The sequence below is a fragment of the Marinimicrobium koreense genome (assembly GCF_003762925.1).
Lineage (GTDB): Bacteria > Pseudomonadota > Gammaproteobacteria > Pseudomonadales > Cellvibrionaceae > Marinimicrobium > Marinimicrobium koreense.
In genome coordinates, this window is the sequence record NZ_RJUK01000001.1 from 1,364,344 (window position 1) to 1,387,452 (window position 23,109).

Annotated in this window: 21 protein-coding genes; 6 read left to right on the forward strand and 15 right to left on the reverse strand. The window is 58.9% G+C overall.

The genetic code is table 11. The features are described from left to right. Nucleotides 1–2: 2 nt before the first annotated feature. From rnhB to rpsB, 15 genes are all read right to left on the reverse strand, one after another. Complete coding sequence (rnhB, locus tag EDC38_RS05855) at nt 3–620, reverse strand: ribonuclease HII (RefSeq protein ID WP_123637698.1); 618 nt, start codon at nt 618–620, stop codon at nt 3–5. Then, the gene (lpxB, locus tag EDC38_RS05860; RefSeq protein WP_123637699.1) at nt 617–1,801 is read right to left on the reverse strand and encodes a lipid-A-disaccharide synthase; all 1,185 of its coding nucleotides are present in this window, start codon (nt 1,799–1,801) and stop codon (nt 617–619) included. The genes rnhB and lpxB overlap by 4 nt, the downstream gene beginning before the upstream one ends. A 9-nt stretch (nt 1,802–1,810) precedes the next feature. Beyond that, entirely contained in the window at nt 1,811–2,593 is a 783-nt protein-coding gene (gene lpxA / locus EDC38_RS05865; protein WP_246004348.1) for an acyl-ACP--UDP-N-acetylglucosamine O-acyltransferase, read from the reverse strand. Nucleotides 2,594–2,652: 59 nt separating this feature from the next. Next, nucleotides 2,653–3,090, reverse strand: coding sequence for a 3-hydroxyacyl-ACP dehydratase FabZ (gene fabZ, locus EDC38_RS05870; protein ID WP_024460588.1), 438 nt, complete (start codon nt 3,088–3,090; stop codon nt 2,653–2,655). Nucleotides 3,091–3,179: 89 nt separating this feature from the next. Then, on the reverse strand, nt 3,180–4,190 hold the full coding sequence (lpxD, locus tag EDC38_RS05875) for a UDP-3-O-(3-hydroxymyristoyl)glucosamine N-acyltransferase (RefSeq protein ID WP_123637700.1): 1,011 nt from the start codon (nt 4,188–4,190) through the stop codon (nt 3,180–3,182). 14 nt (nt 4,191–4,204) lie between these two features. Then, complete coding sequence (locus tag EDC38_RS05880) at nt 4,205–4,720, reverse strand: OmpH/Skp family outer membrane protein (RefSeq protein WP_123637701.1); 516 nt, start codon at nt 4,718–4,720, stop codon at nt 4,205–4,207. A 126-nt stretch (nt 4,721–4,846) separates the two neighbouring features. After that, entirely contained in the window at nt 4,847–7,507 is a 2,661-nt protein-coding gene (gene bamA / locus EDC38_RS05885; protein ID WP_425462020.1) for an outer membrane protein assembly factor BamA, read from the reverse strand. 107 nt (nt 7,508–7,614) lie between these two features. Next, nucleotides 7,615–8,967: a sigma E protease regulator RseP gene (gene rseP, locus EDC38_RS05890; protein ID WP_123637702.1), complete on the reverse strand. Its 1,353-nt coding sequence runs from the start codon at nt 8,965–8,967 to the stop codon at nt 7,615–7,617. A 10-nt stretch (nt 8,968–8,977) separates the two neighbouring features. After that, on the reverse strand, nt 8,978–10,165 hold the full coding sequence (gene ispC, locus EDC38_RS05895) for a 1-deoxy-D-xylulose-5-phosphate reductoisomerase (protein ID WP_123637703.1): 1,188 nt from the start codon (nt 10,163–10,165) through the stop codon (nt 8,978–8,980). A 7-nt stretch (nt 10,166–10,172) separates the two neighbouring features. After that, nucleotides 10,173–11,039: a phosphatidate cytidylyltransferase gene (locus tag EDC38_RS05900; protein ID WP_123637704.1), complete on the reverse strand. Its 867-nt coding sequence runs from the start codon at nt 11,037–11,039 to the stop codon at nt 10,173–10,175. Then, on the reverse strand, nt 11,032–11,745 hold the full coding sequence (gene uppS / locus EDC38_RS05905) for a polyprenyl diphosphate synthase (protein ID WP_246004423.1): 714 nt from the start codon (nt 11,743–11,745) through the stop codon (nt 11,032–11,034). Before uppS ends, EDC38_RS05900 begins: the two co-directional genes overlap by 8 nt. Before the next feature lie 100 nt (nt 11,746–11,845). Continuing rightward, nucleotides 11,846–12,403, reverse strand: a complete 558-nt coding sequence (gene frr, locus EDC38_RS05910) for a ribosome recycling factor (protein ID WP_123637706.1) — start codon at nt 12,401–12,403, stop codon at nt 11,846–11,848. Continuing rightward, nucleotides 12,393–13,136, reverse strand: coding sequence for a UMP kinase (gene pyrH / locus EDC38_RS05915; RefSeq protein WP_024460596.1), 744 nt, complete (start codon nt 13,134–13,136; stop codon nt 12,393–12,395). Before pyrH ends, frr begins: the two co-directional genes overlap by 11 nt. Before the next feature lie 88 nt (nt 13,137–13,224). Further along, entirely contained in the window at nt 13,225–14,100 is an 876-nt protein-coding gene (gene tsf, locus EDC38_RS05920) for a translation elongation factor Ts (protein WP_123637707.1), read from the reverse strand. A 99-nt stretch (nt 14,101–14,199) separates the two neighbouring features. Continuing rightward, the gene (rpsB, locus tag EDC38_RS05925; RefSeq protein WP_123637708.1) at nt 14,200–14,943 is read right to left on the reverse strand and encodes a 30S ribosomal protein S2; all 744 of its coding nucleotides are present in this window, start codon (nt 14,941–14,943) and stop codon (nt 14,200–14,202) included. Nucleotides 14,944–15,283: 340 nt separating this feature from the next. On the opposite strand from rpsB, the gene uxuA reads away from it, so the two are divergent. From uxuA to EDC38_RS05955, 6 genes are all read left to right on the forward strand, one after another. Beyond that, a complete protein-coding gene (uxuA, locus tag EDC38_RS05930; RefSeq protein WP_123637709.1) occupies nt 15,284–16,471 on the forward strand; it encodes a mannonate dehydratase in 1,188 nt (395 codons plus the stop codon). Nucleotides 16,472–16,549: 78 nt separating this feature from the next. After that, a complete protein-coding gene (map, locus tag EDC38_RS05935) occupies nt 16,550–17,320 on the forward strand; it encodes a type I methionyl aminopeptidase (RefSeq protein ID WP_123637710.1) in 771 nt (256 codons plus the stop codon). Between the two features lie 2 nt (nt 17,321–17,322). Then, entirely contained in the window at nt 17,323–20,034 is a 2,712-nt protein-coding gene (locus EDC38_RS05940) for a [protein-PII] uridylyltransferase (protein ID WP_123637711.1), read from the forward strand. Between the two features lie 390 nt (nt 20,035–20,424). After that, nucleotides 20,425–21,624, forward strand: coding sequence for a succinyldiaminopimelate transaminase (gene dapC, locus EDC38_RS05945; protein ID WP_123637712.1), 1,200 nt, complete (start codon nt 20,425–20,427; stop codon nt 21,622–21,624). Between the two features lie 384 nt (nt 21,625–22,008). Further along, nucleotides 22,009–22,680 (forward strand): endonuclease III, encoded by a 672-nt coding sequence (nth, locus tag EDC38_RS05950; protein ID WP_123637713.1) that lies wholly within the window; start codon nt 22,009–22,011, stop codon nt 22,678–22,680. A gap of 38 nt (nt 22,681–22,718) precedes the next feature. After that, a complete protein-coding gene (locus EDC38_RS05955; RefSeq protein ID WP_123637714.1) occupies nt 22,719–23,108 on the forward strand; it encodes a SirB2 family protein in 390 nt (129 codons plus the stop codon). Nucleotide 23,109 lies beyond the last annotated feature (1 nt).

Here is a 23,109-nt window from a genome sequence, read left to right on the forward strand (position 1 = left end):
TATTAAAAGAGTTCAATCTGCTCCAGGCGTTCGCGGATTGGGGCGTAGGAGGTGCGGTGGATGGGTGTGACACCAAGGGTGTCCAGCGCCGCCATGTGGGTTTTGGTCGGGTAGCCCTTGTGCTCCGCGAATCCATAGCCCGGATACTGCTGATCGAATGCCACCATCTCACGATCCCGCGCCACCTTGGCCAGAATCGACGCCGCACTGATCGCCGGGTGACGACTATCGCCCTTCACTACCGCCTCCGCCGAATACGCCCACTTCGGCAGACGGTTCCCATCCACCAGCACATGCTCCGGCGGCGACGCCAAGCCCTCTACCGCGCGGGTCATCGCCAACAGACTCGCCTGCAGAATATTGAGCCGATCAATCTCCGCCACCGACGCCCGGGCGATACACCAGGCCGCGGCCTTCTGTTGAATCTCATCGAACAACCGCTCGCGCCGCTTCTCGGTGAGTTTCTTTGAATCGTTCAAGCCATCAATCGGTTGCTGGGGGTCCAGAATCACCGCCGCGGCCACAACGTCGCCCGCCAAGGGCCCTCGTCCCACCTCATCCACGCCGGCGAGCCAAGGGCCAGTGTACGCCGATTCAAACGGTTCCAAAACCACGCTCATCGGGACCGGGCCTCCACCAGCTCTGCAATGGCCGCTGCGGCTTTTTCACTGGCGTTGCGGGCGAGGTTCCGGTGCATGTCCGTGAACGTCTCCACCAGCGCCTCCGTCTGCTCCGGGTGATCGATATAGTCCAACACCGCCGCACTCAGCGCTTCGGGTGTGGCCGCGTCCTGAAGCAGTTCCGGCACCAGGGCAAGGTCGGCCAGCAGGTTGGGCAGCGAGACATACTTCGTTTTGAGCATGCGGGACAGGATCGCGTAGGACAAGCGGGCCATTTTGTAGGCCACTACCATGGGCGTTTTGAGCAACATGGCTTCCAGCGCCGTGGTGCCGGAGGAAATCAACGCAACATCGGCGGCCGCCATGGCCTGCTGGGACTGCCCTTGCACCAGGTGGACCGGTAGATCCACAAACTCGGACAACTGATGATAAATCTGCCGGTAGCGTTCGGGACTGGCGGCGGGAATCACAAACTGCAGGTTGGGCCGGTGCTCCCGGCACAGCCGGGCCGCCTTCAGAAACAGGGGGCCGAGCTGCTCTACCTCGCCACTGCGGCTGCCCGGCAGCAGTGCGACCAAGGGGCCTTTGTGATCGATTCGCAGGGCCGCCCGGGCGCCCATGGCATCAACCTCCAGCGGAATTTCATCGGCCAGGTGGTGGCCGACAAAGGCCACGGGGACCTGATGTTGCTCGTAGAAGGCCGCCTCAAAGGGCAACAGGGTGAGCATCAGATCGACACTGCGGGCAATGCCTTTGATCCGCCCCTGGCGCCAGGCCCAGACCGAGGGGCTGACGTAGTGCACCGTGGGCACGCCCGCCGAGCGCAGGTGCCGTTCGATATTGAGGGTGAAATCCGGGGAGTCGACTCCAATGAAGACCGCAGGCGGCTGCTCGGTAAAATGGTTTTTCAGAAACTTGCGGATTTTCAGCAGTTCCGGCAGGCGCTTGAGCGGGTCGATCAAGCCCATGACCGACAGTCGGTCCATCGGGAAAAACGAGTGGAATCCCTGCTCGAGCATACGCGGTCCGCCAATGCCCGAGAATTCGCAGTCCGGGTAATGCTTTCGCAACGCTTTCATCAGCGCTGCGCCAAGAATGTCCCCGGAGGCTTCGCCTACCACGATACCAATCTGCCGTCGGCCACGGGATGAGGTCGATGTCTGGTGGCTCTGCACTTCCATAGGGTGATCCTAGCGAACAATACCGCGTGAAGAGTTCCGTATAGAATCCACCATCACCCCGAGCACCTCACAATCGGTCGCCATCGCTTCCAGTTCGGTCAGCGCCTCACCGAGCGTAAGCCCACGGCGATACAGAATTTTGAACGCTTTTTGGATCGTCGCCACTTCCGATTTGTCAAAGCCGCGGCGCTTGAGCCCTTCCGCGTTAATACTTTTGGCTTCGGCCGGATTGCCGTTGGCCATGACGTAAGCCGGCAGATCTTTGCCTAAAGCGGTGCCCATTCCGGTAAAACTGTGGGCGCCAATGTGGCAGTACTGATGCACCAGGGTGAATCCACTGAGAATCGCCCAATCACCAATGTGGACATGACCCGCCAAGGCGGTGTTGTTGACCAGAATACAGTGGTTTCCCACGACACTGTCATGCCCGATATGCACATAGGCCATCAACAGATTGTGATCACCGATGGTGGTCTCGCTACGATCCTGCACGGTTCCGCGGTGAATGGTCACCCCTTCACGAATAATGTTGTGATCGCCGATGACCAGCCGAGTGGGTTCACCGTTGTATTTGAGATCCGGCGTTGCTTCACCAATGGTCGAGAACTGATAGATATGGTTGTGTGCGCCGATGCGGGTCGGTCCCTTGATGACGACATGAGACTCAATTACCGTCCCCGAGCCGATCTCGACATCAGCACCGATTATCGTCCAGGGACCGACTTCCACGTCGGGCGCCAAGCGGGCATCAGAATGAATAATCGCAGTGGGGTGAATCAACGCTGTTCTCACTCTTGTCCGGGAAGTTCGATGATGGAGGGGAGCTCATACGGAACACCCCGGGGCTTCTATTAAACCTTGCGGTCCGCACACAGAATGTTGGCGGAGGCCGCCAGAACGCCATCGACGGTGGCCTTGCACTCAAATTTCCAGATGCCCCGCTTCACGGAAACCACCCGGGACTCTAACGTCAGACGATCGCCGGGAATAACCTGGCGCTTGAAACGTACATCATCCACACCCGCAAACAGATAAATGGAGCCGTCTTCCGGCTTTTTGTTCATCGTTTTAAAGCCAAGGATGCCCGAGGCCTGGGCCAGCGCTTCCAGAATCATCACGCCAGGGAATACCGGGCTTTGCGGGAAGTGACCGTTGAACACCTCTTCGTTGACCGAAATGTTTTTGTAAGCGACGATTGACTCGCCTTCCACCAATTCCACGACCCGATCCACCAAAAGAAACGGGTAACGGTGTGGCAAGTATTCACGTATTTCTCGTACATCCATCATAGTCAACGACCCCTGGGTGTTCATGATTGCCCGCCTGAGTTGGCCGGCAGTTTATCTCTGACGCCGCCATCCGGCAGCGATAGGTTCATCTATTCGTCGAGCTTTTTCAGGCGTGTAGCCAGCTCGTTCAATTGCTTAAATCGCACAGCGTTGCGACGCCACTCTCGGGTGGGCGCCAGTGGGGTCCCGGAGGAATAGGAACCAGGCTTGTGAAGGGAGTGCGTGACCAGGCTCATGGCCGTAACGTGTACCCCATCGGCAATCGTCAGATGGCCAACAATGCCCACTCCGCCAGCAATCGTGCAATTCTCCCCTACCGTCGTACTTCCGGCAATACCCGCTTGTCCCGCAATGGCCGTATTTCGTCCGATCGAGACGTTGTGAGCGATTTGCACCTGATTGTCGATTTTTACGCCATCCGCGATTCGGGTATCGTCCAGCGCGCCCCGATCCACGGTCGTTCCGGCGCCTATCTCAACATCACTACCAATGACAACACTGCCTAGCTGGTGAATTTTCAACCAGCCGTCGGCGGTGAGGGCAAATCCGAATCCGTCTGCGCCAATGACCGCGCCACTGTGGATCACACAGCGCTCCCCCACGCGAATGTCGTGGTAGAGGACGGCGCGGGCGGCAATCCGCGTTCCCGCGCCAATGTGACAGCCATCGCCAATGCTGGCTCCAGCCCCGATCTCGACGCCTTCCGCCAGCACCACCTGCCGGCCAATTGTCGCCTGGGGACCGATGCTAACTCCCTCCGCCAGTTGGCAGCCATCGCCGATCACGGCAGTAGGATGACAGCCAGTGGGTACCGCCGGCCGGTCATCGAAACGTTCTGTCAGCCGGGCATACGCCTCATAGGGGTTGGCGGTCAGAAGCTTGTTACCCGGGTATTCTGCGGCCAGATCCGGGGTCATGATGACCGCCGAGGCACGCGTGCTCGCCAGATACTTTCGATAAACCGGGTTGGCAATAAAACTCAACTGCCCTGGCAGAGCCGACTGGAGCGTCCCCAGCCCGCTCAGGGGGCAGTCGCCATCGCCTTCAAAATCGGCATCCAGCCACGCCGCCAGCTCTGCCAGAGTCAAGGTGGGTGACACACTCGGGCCCTCTATCAGTTGGCCTTGTTCAGCATGTCAGTCAGGTCATCGGTGATGTCATACTCTGCTGAGGCGTGGAACGCGCTCTGGCTGTTCAGCACCAGGCCGATTTTTTCCGCTTCGATCAACTGCGCCAGGGCTGACTGAGTCTGCTCGCCCATTTCCTGCATGATGACCTGCATCACCTGCTGGCGCTCGCCTTGGAGCCCCTGCACGGTACGCTCATACTGCTCACGCAGCTCGCGCATTTCCTGTTGCTTGGCCTGCTTCTGCTCATCGGACCAGGTCATGCCGTTTTTCTGGGCATCCTCCTGAAACGCCTGCAACTCAGAGGTCAGACTCTGGTAACGGGTGCGCAGAGCGACGTAATCCTCGTCCTTTTCCAGGCTTTCCAGACGCGATTGTGCTTTATCGGTGCCAAGCACGGCGGCCTGCAGGTCCAGGACCACGACTTTACCTTGCGCCAGCGCGACGGAGGAACCCAGGAGCAATACCAGCCCGAGGGCGATTTTCTTTGCATTAGCCAACATGATGTTAATTTCCTCTGTATTATCAATAGGTTAGGAAATGAAAAGGCCCTGCAATCAGGGCCATTGAGTCCCCTGAAGGGGCCATATCCTGCGGGCAAGGCCCGAAAAGGGGCCAATGATACCGCGTTAGAAGGATCCACCCAAAGAAAACTGGAAAAATTCCGCTTTGTCTTCCTCGTTTTCGTTGATTGGGCGGGCCACCGCGAAGGTCAGCGGACCAAACCCGGTAATCCAGGTCAGACCAAAACCGGCGGAGGCACTAAGCCGATCAATATCCGGTTCGTAACAGTTGCGCTGGCGCTCAGAGCAGGTGGTGCTGAACACGTTGCCCGCCTCCACAAAGAAGCTGGACTGCAGCATACGCTGGTCTTTGATGAACGGCAGCGGGAACAGAATCTCCGCGCCGGCTTCAACCTGAATGTTACCGCCAAAGGCATCGTAGCGGCTGTTGCGGTTGCTCAACTGGCTTTGCCGCACGCCGTACTGGGTGACCAGTTCGCCGGGATTACACTTGAGCGCGTCCAGGTCATAGTTCTCACCAAAGGCTTCCTGATCTTCACACAACAGGTAGCCAGAGGAGGTTTCGCTGTCAGAGATGACGCCATCGCCATTGGCATCGTCCCAGGCAAAGGGCACGGTATAGGAGCGCTCTGCCGGCGTTGACCGCGGACCGAGGCTGTTGCGCTCAAACCCGCGCACCGAGCCGAAGCCACCGGCGTAAAAGTGTTCAAAGAACGGCAGCTCGGTATCCCCGTAGCTGTCCACAAACCCGAGATTGGTGCGCAGTTTCAGGGTCAGAGCACGGGTGAGGGGTTTGTAGGTCTCGCCCTGGAACTGGATCTTGTAGTACTCGAGGTCCCCACCGGGAACCGCCGCCTCAATGGAGAATCGCTGCGAGGTGCCTCGAGTCGCGAGCATCCCGCGGTTCAGGGTCGACTTGACGTAATTGAAACCGACCAGCCCATCCTGAAACTCATTGCCATACAGATCAAGATACCCTGGCTCGCCCAATACAGACTCGGTCACCCGGTTATCACTGTAACCATCGGGGAAGTCGCGACCCATGGCGATGTCTTCCCGCATCTGCTCGAGTTCAGTTTGAGTGATATAGGGAGCCCCCTCGCCGATCACGGGAGTACGGATGATTTCTCGCGGAGACGATGCCGACGGCTTGACTGTCAGGTCGCGCGCCTCAAAGCTGAACCCGATACGCTCGATTTCCGAGATCGGGTAACCAAAACTCAGTCGCGCACCATAGGTGTCCGTGCTATAACCGGCCACACCAAAGTTGGCGAAGTCACTTTTGGTGTAGTAGAGGTTGATGCCGCGACTGACCCCGTCTTTGGTGAAATAGGGGTCGTTGTAGCTGAAGTTATAGGCGGTCCGGAAGCGGCTGTTACTCAGGGAGAATCCCACCTGCTTACCGGTGCCAAACCAGTTGTTCTGCTGAATGTTCGCCGACAGCAGCAAGCCGCTGTACTCCGCGTAACCGATCTGCAACCCCATACTGCCGGAGGGCTGCTCTTCGACGGTGTACTCCACATCGACTTGATCGCTGGTGCCGGGAACCTCGTTGGTTTCAACGTTGACCTCTTTGAAGAAGCCGAGGCGATCCAGACGGATCTTCGAGTGCTCGATCTGGGAGTTGGAGGCGGCACCGCCTTCCATCTGCCGCATCTCCCGACGCAGCACCTCATCGATCGTCTTGGTATTGCCCTTGAAATTGATACGGCGCACGTAGGCCCGCTGACCCGGATCCACAAAGAAGGTCACCTTGACCGTCTTGTCTTCTTCGTTCTTCTCGGGAATCCCCTCCACTTCCGCAAAGGTGTAGCCTTCATTGCCCAGGCGCTGGGTAATGTACTCGGATGAGTTGGTCATCAGGATCTGGGAAAAATCGTCACCCTCTCGCAGCATGATCATGCGCCGAACCAGGGGTTCCGGCAATTTCAGGTCACCGGCCAGCTCCACTTCACTGACTTTGTAAATCTCGCCTTCGGAAACATTCAGGGTGATATAGATTTTGGACTTGTCCGGGCTCAACGCCACCTGGGTGGAATCAATACGAAAACTCAGGTAGCCGCGATCCAGGTAAAAGGACTCCAGGGTTTCAATATCGCCGGTGAGCTTTTCCCGGGAGTATTTATCGTCCCCGGTAATCCATGAAAGCCAGCCTGAGGATTTGAGTTCAAAGCCTTCCAGCAACTCTTCTTCACTGTAAACGTCGTTGCCGACAATATTGATGCCCTTGATCCGCGCCGGCTTGCCCTCATTGACGTTGACGGTCACCTTCACCTGGTTGCGAGGCAGATCCTCCACCTCAATATCCACCGAGGCACCGTAGCGACCCTGCCCGATGTACTCTCGCTCCAACGCCTGGCTGATCCCTTCCAGAGTAGCGCGCTGAAAAATCTGGCCTTCAAACAGATCGCTATCGCGAAGACTGCCCATCAGGTCTTCGGTTTTGATGACCTTGTTTCCCTCAATGGTGATTTCGTTAATGGCTGGACGCTCTTCGAGCTTCACCACCAGAACATCGCCGTCCCGGCCCATGGCAACATCGGCAAAGTAGCCCACCTGAAACAGCGAGCGGGTGGCCATCCGGATATCTTCAGAGGTCACCTGATCGCCCACGCGCAGAGGCAGGGCGCTGAACACGGTACCGGCAGACACCCTCTGCAAGCCTTCCACCCGAATGTCACTGATCTGAAAACTCTGGGCCTGCACCACTGCCGATAGCAACAGGGCGGCCACCAGACTCATCACTCGCATCCAAACTCGCATCATAGAAAATTCTTTTTCCGGTTGAGATCAATTGCATTCGGCAGCATTGGCACCGCCACGTATCTTGTATGCCCCGAATTGCAGTTGGGGCTCTGCCTAAAGACGCATCGTCAGAGGCGCATAATATCGTTGTAGAACGCCAGCACCATGAGCCCGACCACCATCACCAGGCCAATCTGATATCCGACCTGCTGAACACGATCAGAAACCGGGCTGCCTTTCACCACCTCAATGGCGTAGTACAGCAAATGGCCACCATCGAGCACCGGAATCGGCAACAGGTTGAACACCCCGAGGAAGATACTGAGCAGCGCCACAAAGCCCACAAAGCTTTTCCAGCCACTCTCGGCGGAATCGCCGGCCACCTTAGCAATGGTGATGGGGCCACTCAAGTTTTTCGTCGAAATTTCGCCCACCACCAGTTTCTTCACGGAGAGCAGTACAAAGCCGGCAGTCTCCCAGGTGCGGTCCACGCCCGCCACGAAGGATTCCACGAGCCCGTAATGATAGGTCCTGATTCGCTCTTCCGGCCACGGCTGTGGCTGAATGCCCACGCCGACGCGGCCAAAGCGTTCTCCATCTTCCTCGATCGTCTCGGGCGTCACCGATAGACTCGTCTGACCGCCATCGCGTTCCACGGTCATCTGGATTTCTTGTCCGGGTCGGGCCCGAACGTAATCCACCCACTCGGACCAGCCCGACACCGATTCGCCGTCGACACTGATAATACGGTCACCGGACATCAATCCCGCTCGCTCTGCCGGGCTGTCCGGCACAATCTGTCCGAGGATCGCCAGCGGCTCGGGCCGATCCAGAGTCAGCCCCAGCCCGGCCACCGGATCCGGCTCTTCAGCGCCCCGCAGCCAGTCATCAAGCGGCGCCTGGGACATATACTGCAGATCCGAGCCGGGATACTTCACCAGGAATTGAATCGTGCCGGTCTCGCCCAGGCGACGCAGCAATTGCTGATGCAGTGCCTGCCAGGTTGGGGTGGGCTCGCCATCCACGGCCAAAATCTCCTGACCGGCCTCCAGACCCGCCTGAGCGGCAACCGACCCCGGCTCAACATCGCCGACAATCGGAATCGGCTCCCGGGTGCCGGGGATCATCAACAACCAGAACAGCAGAATTGCCAGAATGAAGTTGGCCACCGGCCCGGCCGCGACAATGGCGATGCGCTGCCAGACGTTTTTCCGATTGAACGAGCGGTGCAGCTCCTCTTCTGGCACTTCACCTTCGCGCTCATCCAGCATTTTAACGTAGCCACCCAACGGTATGGCAGCCAACGCATACTCCGTGCCCTGGCGGTCTGTCCGGCGCCAGAGCACTCGGCCAAAACCGATGGAGAACCGCAGGACCTTGACGCCACAGCGGCGAGCGACATAGAAATGCCCAAACTCATGCACAGCCACCAGAATGACCAGGGCGACCAGAAACCAGATTATTGTCTGAATAAGAGCCACGGATTACCTCTCAGCGTGCTTTGATCAGGGATTGCGCCAGGCGTCTGGCCTCCTGATCCGCGGTTTGGACCACCAGCAGGTCCTCAGGTTCAGTCACAGGTACCCGCTCAAGCACGGATTCGATCACCTTGGGGATATCGGTAAAGCCGATCTGACGCTGCAGAAATGCCGCTACCGCCACCTCATTGGCCGCGTTGAGCACCGCGGGCGCCGTTCCGCCCTGCCGGGCCGCTTCCACCGCCAGCCTCAGGGCCGAAAAACGGTCCAGATCCGGCGCTTCAAAGTCCAGCCGCGCGGTAGTGATCATGTCCAGGCCAGAAACGCCCGAGGCGATGCGCTCGGGCCAGGCCAGCGCGTGAGCAATGGGAGTGCGCATATCCGGGTTCCCCAATTGGGCCAGCACCGAACCGTCCACGTACTCAACCATGGAATGAATAACGCTCTGCGGGTGGACAACCACCTCAATCTGCTCGGGTCGGGCGCGGAACAGCCAGCACGCCTCGATCAGTTCCAGCCCCTTGTTCATCAGGGTGGCAGAATCAACGGAAATTTTTTGCCCCATGCTCCAGTTCGGGTGGGCACAAGCCTGCTCTGGGGTAACGGCCTCGAGCTGTTGGCGGGAATACTCTCGAAAAGGACCGCCGGAGGCCGTCAAGAGTATCTTCCGCACACCACAAGTCGCCAGGCCTTCACTCAGGCAATCCTGAGGGTGGGCGGGTAAACACTGGAAAATGGCGTTGTGCTCGCTATCGATGGGTAACAGTGTCGCACGATGCTGCTCGACCGCCCGGGTGAAGAGGCCACCGGCCATGACCAGTGCTTCTTTGTTGGCCAGCAACACCTTTTTACCAGCCTCTACCGCCGCCAGGGTCGGCACCAGACCGGCCGCCCCGACGATGGCCGCCATGACGGTATCAACGGCAGGCGCTGCCGCAACTTCACTCAGAGCCTGAGTACCCGACAGGACTTCGGTCTCGCTGCCCTTGGCTTTCAGCCACGCCTGTAGAGCCTCGGCTTCAGCGGGTTCGACCACGACCGCATAGCGGGGCTGGTGGGTGAGGCAGGCGTCGGCCAGCTTGCGCCACTGGGAAAACGCGGTGAGCGCATATACCCGGTAGCGATCAGGGTGTCGGGCCAATACGTCCAGGGTGCTGCTGCCGATTGATCCGGATGCGCCCAAAATAGTAACAAGCTGCATAGTGACCTCAGCCCTGGGGCCAGCCGCCGGCCAGCAGCGCCAGGGCAAATACCGGAGCCGCCGACGTCAGGCTGTCGACCCGATCGAGAACGCCACCATGGCCCGGCAGCAACGCGCTGCTGTCCTTGATACCCCGCTGGCGTTTGACCATGCTCTCGAGCAGATCACCGAGCACCGACACCAGGCTGGTCGGCAGAATGATCGCCAGCCAGAACAGTACACTGCCCTGCCAGAAATACCCGACCAGCAGCGCCAGCAGGATATTGGCCGCAACGCCACCGGCAAACCCTTCCCAGGTTTTGCCCGGACTGACGCTGACCGCCAATTTATGTTTGCCCCACCGACGCCCGGCAAAGTAGCCGCCGATGTCCGCACAGGCCACAATTGCCACCAACAACACCAGCAGCCACAGCCCACTGTCCTGAACGCGCAGGTACGAGAGCCCCGCCCAGGCGGGCACCAAAACAAAGAACCCCATCAGGGCCCGCATCCAGCGACTGTGCCAAAGCAATGCACTACTGGGGTAACCCTGTACCCATAGCAATGCCAGCGCCCACCAGATACAGCCCACCATCAGAATATTGCGAAACGCCAGACTCTGGCTTTCCATCAGCTCGCGACTATCAAGGGCCTGATCCGGTAGATGATGAACGCCCAGATACGCCGCGCCCAGGCCCAGCAAGGCTCCGACCGCCAACACATAGACCCCGCGTTGCCAGCGCTTTGACAGGCCGGACAGATTGGCCCACTCCCAGGCCCCGATCAGGGTAATGGTGGCGGCAAAGGCGGAGAAAAGTGGCCCCGGCAAAAACACCAGCGCGGCGACAAAAACACCGGCCAGCAGAACCGCCGTAATCACTCGTTGCTTAAGCATGCCTCGCCTCCCCGGCGCGACCCGGCGCTTCCAGTTGATCCGCGGTCTTCCCGAACCGGCGCTGGCGTCGATAGAAATCGTCAGCCGCGGCTTTGAGCTCATCGGCGCCAAAGTCCGGCCAGAGTAATTGACTGAAATACAGTTCGGCGTAGGCCGACTGCCAGAGCAGGAAGTTACTGATACGGACCTCGCCCCCCGTGCGAATCAATAGATCGGGGTCGGGCAGATCGCTCAGGCTGGTATGGCGTTGTAAGGTGTGTTCATCGATATCGGCCGGGTCCAGAGTACCGGCGGCGACCTGTTCCGCCATCTGGCGGGCGGCGTTGGCAATATCCCATCGACCGCCGTAGTCCGCCGCGATCACCAGCGTCGTATCACCCTCGCGGGTCATAGCCTCCGCATCGGCTATGGACTTTTGCAGAGAGGGACTGAAGCGCTCGCGGTTGCCTACCACACGGAGCCGGACATTTTTCTTGCGGAGCTCTTTGGCCTCCTGCTTCAAATACCATTGAAACAGCGACATCAAGGCTTCCACTTCTTTCTTGGGACGCTTCCAGTTTTCACTGCTGAACGCGAACAGGGTGAGCACCTCAATGCCCAGGTCCTGGCAGGCGGTCATGATGTCCCGGATACGCTCGGCACCGACCTTATGACCGGCCACACCGGACAGTCCTCGCTGCTTGGCCCAGCGGTTGTTGCCGTCCATGATAATAGCGATATGGCGCAGGGAATTGCTGGTCACAAAAAACTCCTGGATCAGTTGCCGCGCGGGCCAAATGGGGCGGTCGGGAGGACCGCCCCATGGCTCAGATTTCCATCAGATCCGCTTCCTTGGCACTGAGAGCCTTGTCAATCTGAGCAATGTATTTATCGGTTATTTTTTGAATCTCGTCCTGAGCACGACGTTCATCGTCTTCGCTGATTTCCTTGTCTTTGAGCAGCGCTTTCACATCGGACAGAATATCACGACGCACGCCACGCACGGCTACCCGGGCATTCTCGGCTTCGTGGCGCGCCTGCTTGATGTAATTTTTACGCGTCTCTTCGGTCAGCGGCGGCATCGGAATGCGAATCACGCCACCGTTGGTGGACGGGTTCAGACCGAGATCCGACTTCATGATCGCTTTTTCGATCTCCGGCACCAATTGCTTTTCCCAAGGGGTGATGCTCAGAGTGCGGGCATCTTCCACGTTGACGTTGGCCAACTGCGACAGGGGCGTTTCCGCGCCGTAGTAGGACACATGAATACCGTCCAGGATGCTCGGATGGGCACGGCCGGTACGGATCTTGTTGAAGTTATTACCCAGCGCGTCGACCGATTTGGCCATACGGGCTTCGGCATCTTTTTTAAATTCATTCAGCATTGTTTTTGCCCTCTTCGATCAGGGTGCCCTCATTGCTACCGACCACAATGTTGAGCAGCGCCCCGGTTTTATTCATGCGGAATACCCGTACCGGCATATCGTGCTCCCGGCACAAGCAAATCGCGGTCAAATCCATGACACCCAGCTTACGCTCCAGCACTTCGTCGTAGGTCAGGCGATCGTATTTGGTCGCGGCAGGATCCTGCATCGGATCGGCCGTGTAAACACCGTCCACTTTGGTGGCTTTCAGAACAATGTCGGCCTCGACTTCGATGGCGCGCAAGCAGGCCGCCGAATCGGTGGTAAAGAACGGGTTGCCGGTGCCGGCCGAGAAAATCACCACCTCGCCCGAGGTCAGGGCGCGGTTGGCCTGGCGACTGTCGTAGTGTTCGACAATGCCACTCATGGGGATGGCGGACATCACCCGGGAGGAAATATTCGAGCGCTCAAGTGCATCCCGCATGGCCAGAGCATTCATGACCGTCGCCAGCATGCCCATATGGTCGCCGGTGACGCGATTCAGACCGGCACTGCTGAGCGCTGCCCCGCGAAACAGGTTGCCACCGCCAATGACCAGGCCCACCTGGACACCGATACCAACCAACTGGCCAATTTCCAGGGCCATTTTATCCAGTACCTTGGGGTCAATCCCAAAGCCTTCGGAGCCCATCAGCTCTTCGCCGCTGAGCTTCAACAGAATTCGTTTGTACTTCTTGTCGCGCGCGCTTGGCATACCAGGTTCTCCGCTAGGTGCTCATTCAGGTTAAGAAATTCGCCAGATGGGCCCGAATCAGGCCCATCTGGCGAGAGAGCAGCGGCGATTAACCTTTGGAAGAGGCCTTGACCTGAGCGGCCACTTCTTCGGCGAAATCGACGGTCTCTTTTTCGATACCTTCGCCCACTTCAAAGCGCACAAAGCTCTGGATGGTCGCACCCGCGTCAGCCGCCAGCTTGCCCACTTTGATTTCCGGGTTCTTGACGAACGGCTGCTCAACCAGGCTGCCTTCTTTCAGGAACTTGTTGATACGTCCCATCATCATCTTCTCGACAATTTCAGCCGGCTTGCCTTCCATATCCGGCTGAGCCTTGATGATTTCCTTCTCTTTTTCCACCAGCTCAGCGGGCATGTCGTCCGGGTTGATGACCTGAGGGTTTACCGCGGCTACGTGCATGGCCACATCGCGCGCCAGCTCGGCATCGCCACCGCCCTGCAACTGGGTAACCACCGCAATGCGGTTGTTGGAGTGAACGTAACCGTCAACCACACCACCTTCTACCACGGCGGCGCGACGTACGGTGATGTTCTCACCAATTTTCTGCACCAGCGCTTCGCGATCGCCTTCCAGCTCGCCGCTCATCAGGGCCGCCACATCGCTCTGCTTGTCGGCAAAGGCCTTGTCCAGCACCTTGCTGACGAACGCCAGGAAGCCTTCATCGCGGGCGACAAAGTCGGTTTCGCTGTTCACTTCCAGAACCACGGCGTAGCTGTTGTCGTCAGCCACTTTAACGGAAACCACACCGTCAGCGGCGGTACGACCGGCCTTTTTGGCGGCCTTCAGGCCACTGGCCTTACGCAGGTTCTCAATCGCCACTTCAACGTCGCCATCGGCTTCGTTCAGGGCCTTTTTACACTCCATCATGCCGAGCCCGGTACGCTCGCGCAGCTCCTTAACCATTGACGCAGAAATCGCTGCCATGTCGCTATCCTCTTGAAATGGGTCTAACTCAGTATTCGAAAAAAGGGGGCCGCCGTCTGGCCTGCCCCCTTGTCTTGTGCCGATCGGCCAGGAGCCGGATTACTCGGACGCGGCTTCGCCTTCGGCGGGCACGTATTCGTCTTTGTTGGGCACGGCAGAAGCTTCTTTCGCCCCTTCCAGGCAGGCGTCTGCCATGGCGGAAACGTACAGCTTGATGGCACGGATGGCGTCATCGTTGCCCGGGATGACATAGTCGATGTCGTCCGGGTTGCTGTTGGTGTCTACGATACCGATGATCGGCAGACCCAGCTTCTTGGCTTCCTGAACGGCAATGCGCTCGTGGTCAACGTCAACAATGAACAGGGCATCGGGCAGGCCGTTCATGTCTTTGATACCACCGATGGAGTTTTCCAGCTTGTCCATCTCGCGGGTGCGCATCAGCGCTTCTTTCTTGGTCAGCTTATCAAAGGTACCGTCCTGGCTCTGGGCTTCCAGGTCGCGGTAGCGGCGGATCGAGGCGCGGATGGTCTTGTAGTTGGTCAGCATACCACCAAGCCAGCGGTGGCTGACGTAGGGCATACCGGCACGCTCGGCCTGCTCCTTGATGGTCTTCTGGGCGGCGCGCTTGGTACCGACGAACAGTACCTTTTTCTTCTGGGCGGCCATCTTCTTGACCACGTCCATCGCTTCAGCGAAGGCCGGTACGGTCTTTTCCAGATTGATGATGTGAATCTTGTTGCGGGCACCGAAGATGAAACGGTTCATCTTGGGGTTCCAATAGCGGGTCTGGTGGCCGAAGTGGGCACCAGCCTGCAGCATATCGCGCATGCTTACTGTAGGCATTTTGTCATTCCTATCGGGTTGGGCCTCCATACACCCCGCCAGCCAACCCACTGAAACCAGCGAGCACCCAGGCTGAACGTGACGGTGTATGTGTGACGTTCATGGTTTAGTTACCGCCCGTCTGATCGGGTCGGCACCCCTCGGCCGTGCATGGCACTAGCCGCGGAGCCGCGCTTTATACCATAATTTGGCGGCCAGTGGAACCCGAACGACGTCGCCTCCCGGCCCGGGCCGTTGCACGGGAGCGGCCGCTGATGTCTAATAGTCACCCTGACACTAAAGCAGCCGCCCCCCGATCGGCAGGCAATATACTGACACTGAACGTTGAGAGAGCAACCGAATGAAAGAAACCTGGCGCTGGTTTGGCCCCAATGACACCGTATCCCTTGAGCAGATTGCCCAGGCCGGCGCCACCGGCGTGGTGACCGCACTGCACGACATTCCCACCGGGGAAGTCTGGCCTCTGAAGGCGATCCTCGAGCGCAAGGCGCTGATTGAGGCGCAGGGCCTGGAGTGGTCTGTGGTCGAGAGCGTGCCGCTGCACAATGACATCAAGACCCGCAGCGGCGACTTTGAGCGACACATCGACAATTACCGGGAAACGCTTACCAACCTCGCCGCGGCCGGAATTCACGACGTCTGCTACAACTTCATGCCGGTGGTCGACTGGACCCGCACCAACCTGGACTACGAGCTGGCCAATGGCAGCCGCGCCCTGCGCTTCGAAATGGCCGATTTTGCCGCCTATGACCTGCACATCCTCCAGCGTCGCGACGCCGAAGCCAGCTATACGGCTGATATCCTCAAACGGGCCGAGCAACGCTTCCGGGCCATGTCGGATGCCGAGAAAGTCCAGCTGGAGAAAAACATCATTGCCGGACTGCCCGGCGGAGAGGGCTCCTACGATCGCGCCGGTATTCGTGTGGCAATCGAGCAGTTTATTGCTCTGGGAGAGGATGGCATGCGCGCCAACCTGATCCAGTTTCTCAAAGACGTCACCCCAACCGCCGAGGCCGCGGGCGTGCGCCTGGCGATTCACCCCGATGATCCGCCCTTCTCACTCTTCGGGCTGCCGCGAGTGGTATCGACCGCCGCCGATGCCCGCGCCCTACTGGACGCTGTACCCAGTGAGGCCAACGGGCTCACCCTGTGCGCCGGCTCCTACGGCGCCCGGGCCGACAATGATCTGGTCGCCATGGCCCGAGAATTCGGCTCCCGCATCTATTTCGTGCACCTGCGCAATATCCGGCGCGAGGCCGATGGCTCCTTTTACGAGTCGGACCACCTCGGCGGCGATAACGATATGGTCGGGCTGATCCGGGCCCTGCTGGAGGAGGAGCGGCGCCGGCGCAAGAACCACAGCCAGTTGCCGGAAATCGCCATGCGCCCGGACCACGGCCACCTGATGGCCGAGGAGATCGGCCGTCCCGGCATCAACCCCGGGTACTCATACGGCGGTCGCATGAAGGGGCTGGCCGAACTGCGCGGAGTCATTCACGCGCTGAAGTACGTGGATACGGCCGCCTGAGGGCGGCCTCCCCCAGACTGTCAGACACTGCCCAGATCGTTTAGAATGGTGGTTTTCCCTTCAATCTAGCGAGTAGACATGTCTGTCAGCATCAAAACCCCGGAAGAAATCGAGAAAATGCGCGTCGCCGGCCGCATGGCCGCCGAGGTGCTGGAACTGATCGAACCCCACGTCCAGCCCGGCGTGACCACCGCCGAGCTGGACCAAATCTGCCACGACCACATCGTCAACAAGCAGAACGCCATTCCGGCGTGCCTCAACTACCGGGGCTTCCCGAAATCCATCTGCACCTCCATCAATCAGGTGGTCTGTCACGGCATTCCGTCCGAGAAGAAGGTGCTCAAAAACGGGGATATCGTCAATATTGACGTGACCGTGATTTACGACGGTTACCACGGCGATACCAGCAAGATGTATTTCGTGGGCAAGCGTCTTCCCCACGCCGAGCGACTGGTTCAGGTGACTCAGGAGTGCCTCTATAAAGGTATTGAAATGGTCAAACCCGGCATCAAGCTGGGCGACATTGGTCACGCCATCCAGCAGCACGCCGAAAGCAACCACTACTCTGTGGTGCGGGAGTACTGTGGCCACGGCATTGGCGCGGTCTTTCATGAAGACCCTCAAGTTCTGCACTACGGTCGCCCTGACACGGGACTGGAACTCAAAGAGGGCATGACCTTCACCATCGAGCCCATGATCAACGCCGGCAAGCGCCACACCAAAACCAAAGGCGACGGCTGGACCGTCGAGACCAAGGACGGCCGACTTTCGGCCCAGTGGGAGCACACCCTGGCGGTGACCAAAGACGGCGTTGAAGTACTGACAGCACGTCGCGAGGAAGACTTCTAATCATGGATACCGCTGCCCTGCCCTACTTCGAACGCCCACTGTTCTTTTTCGATCAGGCGCGGTTTCGCCGCGCTCTGGCAGAGCAGCCCGTCATCACGGTTTTCAAGGACGCCATCACCGCCGCCAACCGGCAGTTTGATGCGCGCTTCCGCGAGGGCGAGGATATTCGCGCACTGGTTCATGAGCGCGCCCTGTTTGTCGACTGCATGCTCCACTACGCCTGGCATCGCAATCGCTGGCCCCTGGGCATCAGCCTGGAGGCCGTTGGAGGCTACGGCCGCTGTGAGCTGCATCCGCACTCCGATATCGACCTGCTGGTGCTGACCGGCAACGATAATATTCGGGACCGCTGCCAGGAGCAGATTGAGCAATTGCTCACCTTTCTCTGGGACATCGGCCTGGAGATCGGCCACAGCGTCCGTTCTCTGGAGGAGTGTGTCGGCTATGCCCGCAACGACATCACCGTCGCCACCAACCTGATGGAATCTCGCACCCTGGTCGGCGACAGTTCGCTGCGCATTCAACTGATGCAGGAAACCGCCCCCGACCAGCTCTGGCCCGCGGACGACTTTTTTCGGGCCAAATGGCAGGAGCAGATTCAGCGCCATCAGAAGTACAACGATACCGAATACAACCTCGAGCCCAACATCAAGAATGCCCCGGGCGGCCTGCGCGACATCCAGATGATCGGCTGGGTGGCCAAGCGCTTCTTTCAGGTCCGGACGCTCAAACAGCTCGAGGGCAAGGGTTTTTTCACCGAGGAAGAATTCTCTCTGCTACAGAGCGGTGAAGAGTTCCTGTGGCGGGTCCGCTATGGCCTGCACCTGATCGCCGGCCGCGCCGAGGAGCGCCTGCTGTTCGATCACCAGCGCGAACTGGCGGCCATGTTCGGTTACCGGGACAACAGCGAAAGCCTGGCGGTGGAGCAGTTCATGCACCGCTACTACCGCCTGGTGATGTCGCTGCGCGAACTGAACGATGTGCTGCTGCAATTTCTGCACGAAGTCATCCTGCAGAAAGGCGTCAATAAAAATGTGACCGCTCTTAATGAACGCTTCCAGCTTCGCGATCACTACATTGAGGCCGCGCACATCTATGTCTTCGAGGAAACGCCCTCAGCGCTTCTGGAAATTTTCGTGCTGATGGCCAAACACCCGGAAATCCAGGGGGTACGGGCATCCACCATCCGCCTGATCCGCGAAAGCCGCCACCTGATCGACGACGACTACCGCCGAAACCCAACCAACACCCAACTGTTTCTGGAGCTGTTCCACCACCCAGAGGGCCTGGTAGAGCAGCTCAAACGGATGTCCCGCTACGGCATTCTCGGGCTGTACCTGCCGGAGTTCGGACTGGTCACCGGGCAGATGCAACACGACCTGTTCCACATCTATACCGTGGATGCGCACACCCTGAAAGTCATGCAGAACATGTGCGACTTCTGGGCACCGGATGCCAAAGACGAGTTTCCGATCGCCGCCCATGTGATCAAACGACTTCCCAAGCCGGAGCTGCTCTACATCGCCGGCCTGTACCACGACATTGCCAAGGGACGCGGCGGAGATCACTCCACCCTTGGCGCCGTGGACGCCGAGGACTTCTGCCAACGCCACGGGCTGTCACCGCGGGAGACCCGGTTGATCTGCTGGCTGGTGGAACAACACCTGCTCATGTCCGCGGTGGCCCAGAAGCAGGACATCTCCGACCCCGATGTGATCCACGATTTTGCCCTGCGGGTGGGCGACCAGCAGCGTCTGGACTACCTGTATACCCTGACGGTCGCCGACATCAACGGTACCAACAAAGAGCTCTGGAACACCTGGCGGGCCAGCCTGATGCGCCAGCTCTATATGGAAACCAAGCGGGCGTTGCGTCGGGGCCTGGAAAACAATATCGACAAGCACGAGCTGATTGAGGAAACCCAGCAATCCGCCCTGCGTAAACTCGAGCGCAAAGGTATTTCGGCCGACACCGCCTGGCAGCTGTGGAGCGACATGGGTGAAGAGTACTTCATGCGCGAGACGGCACTGGATATCGCCTGGCACAGCGAAGCGATGATTCAGCACACCGACGACACACCGCTCATCCTGATCAAGAAGACCACCAACCGGGAGCTCGAGGGCGCAACGCAGATTTTCGTGCGCAGCAAAGGTCGCAAGAACGTGTTCGCCGCGGTGGCCACCGCTCTCGATCAGTTGAATCTCAATATTCAGGATGCCCGCATTTACAACTCCAATAGCGGCTACACCGTGGACACCTTTTTTGTTCTGAACCAGGACGGTGAGCCGTTGGGCGACGACCCGAAAGTACTCAAACGCATTCAGGATGCCCTGCTGGATGAGTTGCGACTTGTGGATGACTATTCCGAGGTCATCAGCCGCCGCACGCCCCGTCGCCTGAAGCACTTTACGATGCCCACCCGCACGAGCTTGAGCAACGATATGATCAGTGGCTATACGGTGCTGGAGGTGATCAGTCCGGACCGCCCGGGTTTGCTGGCGTGTATTGGCCGGGTTTTTCTGCAGTTTGATATTCTGTTACAGAATGCCAAAATCGCCACGTTGGGCGAGCGGGTGGAGGATGTGTTTTTCATCACCGATAACGAGGGCGAGCCCTTGAGCGACCCGGCACTGTGCGAGGCATTACAGCGGGAAATCTGCGAACAACTGGACAAGCGCGCCACCAAGTCCTCGGCGTCGGTGGTGAACTTCTAGGTTCAGTGGCTTATGGAAAGTCCGGCGGCTGTGGGGTACACCCTTTGGAGACCCGCCGTGAACCCATCCATGGGGGCTTCTCGTCGGCATCCATGCCTCCGAGAGTCTCCAAAGGGTGTACCCCACATCCGCCTCAGTGCCATTGAGCGCCGTGGGTGGATAAGGGGTAAATCCCGTTATCCACCGAGTGTTATCGTCGCGTTTTTGCTATTGGCACTGAGGGGCGATTTGGGGTGAGCTTTTCTCAGACCGTGGAGCGGGGGACCCGCGATGCGAGCCCCCAGGGATGGGTTTACGGCGTGTCTGAGAACAGCTCACCCCAAAGCGGTCCGGACCAAACGCCACAGCCAAAGGTTTCATCACCACATTCACTCAAGAACCAGAAAACCAATGAACCCAGACCTGAATCACCTGCACCCTTATCCGTTTGAAAAGCTCGCAAGGCTTAAAGCGGGCATAGAGCCACCGGAACACCTATCGCCTATTGCACTGTCCATTGGTGAGCCCAAACACGAACCACCGGCATTCGTACTCGACACCCTGAGCCAGAATCTCAAACGCGTTGCCAACTACCCCGCGACCAAAGGACTGCCCGAACTGCGTCAGGCCATTGCCCGCTGGGCCGAAACACGGTTCGAACTGACGGCGGGACAACTCGACCCCGAGACCCAAGTACTGCCGGTGAATGGCACCCGCGAGGCCCTGTTCGCCTTCGCCCAAGCTGTGGTGGACCGCACCGCTGACAACCCACTGGTGGTCAGTCCCAACCCGTTTTATCAGATCTACGAAGGCGCCGCCCTGCTCGCCGGAGCGCGCCCGGCGTTTCTGAACTGTACCGCCGACAATCACTATATTCCCGACTTTGCCGCCGTCGACCCGAACATCTGGAAACACTGCCAACTCCTGTACCTATGCTCCCCGGGCAACCCCACCGGCGCGGTACTCACGCTTGAACACTGGCGCACCCTGTTGGCACTGGCCGACGAGTACGATTTTGTGATTGCCTCAGACGAGTGTTACTCCGAACTCTACTTCGACGAACAGGCACCCCCGCTTGGATTGTTGCAGGCCTGCACTGAGCTCGGCCGTGAGGATTTCCGCCGTTGCGTGGTTTTTCACAGCCTGTCCAAACGCTCTAACCTGCCGGGCTTGCGCTCTGGTTTTGTGGCCGGTGATGCATCGATTCTCGCGGAGTTTTTGCGTTACCGCACCTACCACGGTTGCGCCATGCCGGTGCCCTCGCAACTGGCGAGCATTGCGGCCTGGGAAGACGAGGCGCATGTGCGGGCGAACCGGGATCTGTATCGCCAGAAGTTCGCGGCGGTGCTGGAGGTCCTGGACGGTTGTATGGACGTTGCCAAACCGGAAGCGGGTTTTTATCTCTGGCCGCGCACGCCGGTGGACAGTGAGACGTTTGCCCGGGAGCTGTTTGCCCAACAGAACATTACCGTCCTCCCCGGCAATTACCTGGCCCGCAACACCGAAACCGGCAACCCGGGCGACCATTATGTCCGAATGGCATTGGTAGCTTCCTTGGACGAGTGCGTCGAAGCGGCACACCGGATTCGCGAGTTCATGAAACAGTACTGAGGGTCTTCGTAGGAAGTGCTGTGGGATGTCGCAGTACTAGGCTGGAACTTCGAATGGAGTGCTGCGGGAGGGGGTTCCCCTTTGGGGCACGCTGTGAATACATCCCTGTACGCTCTGCACCGGCCGTCCAGGCCGGTGACGGCCCCAAAGGGGAACCCCCTCCCTCCGCGGTGCCACCCAGATAGTTTCGGGAACTAGATAGCTCTGCAAAAATCTCTGAGTGGCAATGAGGAGGATGCGCGGGAAGCCAGTTGAAGACTCTCGGAGGCAGGGAGCCGACGAGAAGCCCCCAGGGATGGGTTCACGGCGGGTCTTCAACTGGCTTCCCGTGCAGCCTCCGGACCTCACGCTGGCAACTCACTTTTAACGAGTCCCAAATAGACCATGGATATTACAAAGAACCTGAAAAAACCCGAAAGAGTCGAGTTCATTTTGAATCGGCTCCAGGAACTGTACCCCGAGCCGCCGATACCGCTCGATCACAAAGACCCCTACACCCTACTGGTCGCCGTCCTGCTGTCCGCCCAATGTACCGACGAGCGGGTCAACCAGGTCACCCCACATTTGTGGCAACTCGCCGACAGCCCCGCAGACATGGCCAAAATACCCGTCGAAGACATCCAGGCCGTCATCCGCCCCTGCGGACTCTCGCCTCAGAAAGCCAAGGCCATCTCCAAACTGTCCCAGATACTCATCGACGAACACAGCGGCGAAGTACCCGATGACATTGACGCCCTGGAAAAACTGCCCGGCGTCGGCCACAAAACCGCCAGCGTCGTCATGAGTCAGGCCTTTGGCGTACCCGCGTTCCCGGTAGACACCCACATCCACCGGCTCGCCCAGCGCTGGGGACTGACCAACGGCAAAAATGTCACCCAAACCGAAAAAGACCTTAAGCGCCTGTTCCCCAAAGACCGCTGGAACGCACTGCACCTGCAAATCATCTACTATGGACGCGAGTACTGTTCCGCGCGGCGCTGTGATGGTACCGTGTGCGACATTTGCCGAACCTGCTATCCAGCACGTAAACATCCAAAAAAAGTACACAAACCCTGAACCACCGGCACCCAATCCCAGACTGAAGGACACACCGGATGACCGCTCTACTCAAACACCTGCACCTGCTCTTTGTGTTGCTCTCATTTATCGGTTTTTTTATCCGGGGCATCTGGATGATGCAGGGCTCTGGCTTGCTAAAACGCAAGTGGGCTCGGGTGCTTCCCCATATCAATGACACCCTGCTGCTGGTCAGCGCTGTTGCCCTGGCTGTTGTCATGGGTTACTCGCCAGGCGATCATCCCTGGCTGATGACTAAAATCATCGCGCTGTTTATCTACATCGGTGTGGGCGTGCTGGCCTTCCGGCATCCCAAAAAGTCCGTGCGGGTCACCGCCTGGCTGATTGCGCTCGGGATTTTCCTCTACATTGTCAGCGTTGCCCTGTTCAAGCACCCGCTGGGCTTTTTGCTGACGCTGAACACCTAAG